The organism is Lacticaseibacillus porcinae (genome assembly GCF_003946305.1).
GTDB classification, from domain to species: domain Bacteria; phylum Bacillota; class Bacilli; order Lactobacillales; family Lactobacillaceae; genus Lacticaseibacillus; species Lacticaseibacillus porcinae.
In genome coordinates this window covers 1-3,031 of record NZ_RHNS01000030.1, presented here as the reverse complement: position 1 = coordinate 3,031, position 3,031 = coordinate 1, and the positions used below count along the sequence as shown (strand labels likewise).

The window sequence follows — 3,031 nt, the reverse complement described above, 5'->3', positions numbered from 1 at the left end:
GTAAGCTTTGATCCGGAGATTTCCGAATGGGGGAACCCAGTCATCATCAGATGATTACTTTTGTGTGAATACATAGCACATTAGAGGCAGACGCAGGGAACTGAAACATCTAAGTACCTGCAGGAAGAGAAAGCAATTGCGATTCCCATAGTAGCGGCGAGCGAAGTGGGAACAGCCCAAACCAACCGGCTTGCCGGTTGGGGTTGTAGGACAGAACATTGGAGTTACCAAGTTAACGGGTAGACGAAGTCAACTGGAAAGTTGCGCCACAGAAGGTGAAAGCCCTGTAGTCGAAATCTGTTAGCCTCCGTTCTGGATCCTGAGTACGGCGGAGCACGTGAAATTCCGTCGGAATCCGGGTGGACCATCACCCAAGGCTAAATACTCCCTAGTGACCGATAGTGAACCAGTACCGTGAGGGAAAGGTGAAAAGCACCCCGGGAGGGGAGTGAAATAGTTCCTGAAACCGTGTGCCTACAATAAGTCGAAGCCCGTTAATGGGTGACGGCGTGCCTTTTGTAGAATGAACCGGCGAGTTACGCTAACATGCGAGGTTAAGGTGAAAAGCCGGAGCCGTAGCGAAAGCGAGTCTGAATAGGGCGAGTGAGTATGTTGGTGTAGACCCGAAACCAAGTGACCTACCCATGACCAGGTTGAAGGTGTGGTAAAACACACTGGAGGACCGAACCCGTGTATGTTGAAAAATGCTGGGATGAGTTGTGGGTAGCGGTGAAATTCCAAACGAACTTGGAGATAGCTGGTTCTCTCCGAAATAGCTTTAGGGCTAGCCTCAGAGGATGGATATTGGAGGTAGAGCACTGTTTGAACTAGGGGCCCGTCAAGGGTTACTGAATTCAGATAAACTCCGAATACCAATTATCTTACTCTGGGAGTCAGACAGTGAGCGATAAGGTCCATTGTCGAAAGGGGAACAGCCCAGATCACCAGTTAAGGTCCCTAAATTTATGCTAAGTGGAAAAGGATGTGGCGTTGCACAGACAACTAGGATGTTGGCTCAGAAGCAGCCACCATTTAAAGAGTGCGTAATAGCTCACTAGTCGAGTGACCCTGCGCCGAAAATATACCGGGGCTAAGCATAATACCGAAACTGTGGATGCATCCGTAAGGATGTGTGGTAGGAGAGCGTTCTAAGCGCGTTGAAGGTAGATCGTGAGGACTACTGGAGCACTTAGAAGTGAGAATGCCGGCATGAGTAGCGAAAGACAGGTGAGAATCCTGTCCACCGTATGACTAAGGTTTCCTGGGGAAGGCTCGTCCTCCCAGGGTTAGTCGGGATCTAAGGCGAGGCCGAGAGGCGTAGTCGATGACAAACAGGTTGAAATTCCTGTACTAGTTTATTTTGTTTGAGCGATGGCGGGACGCAGAAGGCTAAGGAAAGCATCCGGTTGGAAATGGATGTCCAAGCAACAAGTCTTGACGTGAGTGAAATGCTTGCGACTATAAGGACAAGTTGTGATGGGGAGCGAAATTTAAGTAGCGAAGTTCCTGATGTCACGCTGCCAAGAAAAGCGTCTAGTGAGAAATAAACTACCCGTACCGCAAACCGACACAGGTAGTCGAGGCGAGTAGCCTCAGGTGAGCGAGCGAACTCTCGTTAAGGAACTCGGCAAAATGACCCCGTAACTTCGGAAGAAGGGGTGCTGACCGCAAGGTCAGCCGCAGTGAATAGGCCCAAACAACTGTTTATCAAAAACACAGGTCTCTGCTAAATCGTAAGATGACGTATAGGGGCTGACGCCTGCCCGGTGCTGGAAGGTTAAGAGGATGAGTTAGCGTAAGCGAAGCCCAGAATTGAAGCCCCAGTAAACGGCGGCCGTAACTATAACGGTCCTAAGGTAGCGAAATTCCTTGTCGGGTAAGTTCCGACCCGCACGAAAGGCGTAATGATTTGGGCACTGTCTCAACGAGAGACTCGGTGAAATTTTAATACCCGTGAAGATGCGGGTTACCCGCGACAGGACGGAAAGACCCCATGGAGCTTTACTGTAGCTTGATATTGAGTGTTTGTACCGCTTGTACAGGATAGGTAGGAGCCGTAGAGACCGGAACGCTAGTTTCGGTGGAGGCATTGGTGGGATACTACCCTTGCTGTATGAACACTCTAACCCGCGCCACTAAGCGTGGCGGGAGACAGTGTCAGGTGGGCAGTTTGACTGGGGCGGTCGCCTCCTAAAATGTAACGGAGGCGCCCAAAGGTTCCCTCAGAATGGTTGGAAATCATTCGCAGAGTGTAAAGGTATAAGGGAGCTTGACTGCGAGACTGACAAGTCGAGCAGGGACGAAAGTCGGGCTTAGTGATCCGGTGGTTCCGTATGGAAGGGCCATCGCTCAACGGATAAAAGCTACCCTGGGGATAACAGGCTTATCTCCCCCAAGAGTCCACATCGACGGGGAGGTTTGGCACCTCGATGTCGGCTCATCGCATCCTGGGGCTGTAGTCGGTCCCAAGGGTTGGGCTGTTCGCCCATTAAAGCGGTACGCGAGCTGGGTTCAGAACGTCGTGAGACAGTTCGGTCCCTATCCGTCGCGGGCGCAGGAAATTTGAGAGGAGCTGTCCTTAGTACGAGAGGACCGGGATGGACGTTCCGCTGGTGTACCAGTTGTGCCGCCAGGCGCATCGCTGGGTAGCTATGAACGGAAGGGATAAACGCTGAAAGCATCTAAGTGTGAAGCCCCCCTCGAGATGAGATTTCCCATTCCTATATGGAAGTAAGACCCCTGAGAGATGATCAGGTAGATAGGCTGGAAGTGGAAGAGCAGCGATGTTTGGAGCGGACCAGTACTAATCGGTCGAGGACTTAACCAAAAATCCTTTGAACGTGAGTTCAAAGGTGGTAGCACAAATACAGTTCACGACAACTATATACAATGATAGCCAGTTTTGAGGGTGCAAACCTTCTAAAAAAACAGTGTGGTGGCGATGGCGAGAAGGATACACCTGTTCCCATGCCGAACACAGAAGTTAAGCTTCTCTACGCCGAGAGTAGTTGGTGGGTAACTGCCTGCGAGG

General features: G+C 51.0%; 2 rRNA genes. Both read left to right on the top strand.

Features of this window, described 5'->3' with window-relative positions:
• Window positions 1-2,827 (top strand): 23S ribosomal RNA (locus tag EKM92_RS13465); the annotation flags it as partial.
• A gap of 104 nt (window positions 2,828-2,931) precedes the next feature.
• Window positions 2,932-3,031: ribosomal RNA gene (gene rrf, locus EKM92_RS13460) — 5S ribosomal RNA — on the top strand; the annotation flags it as partial.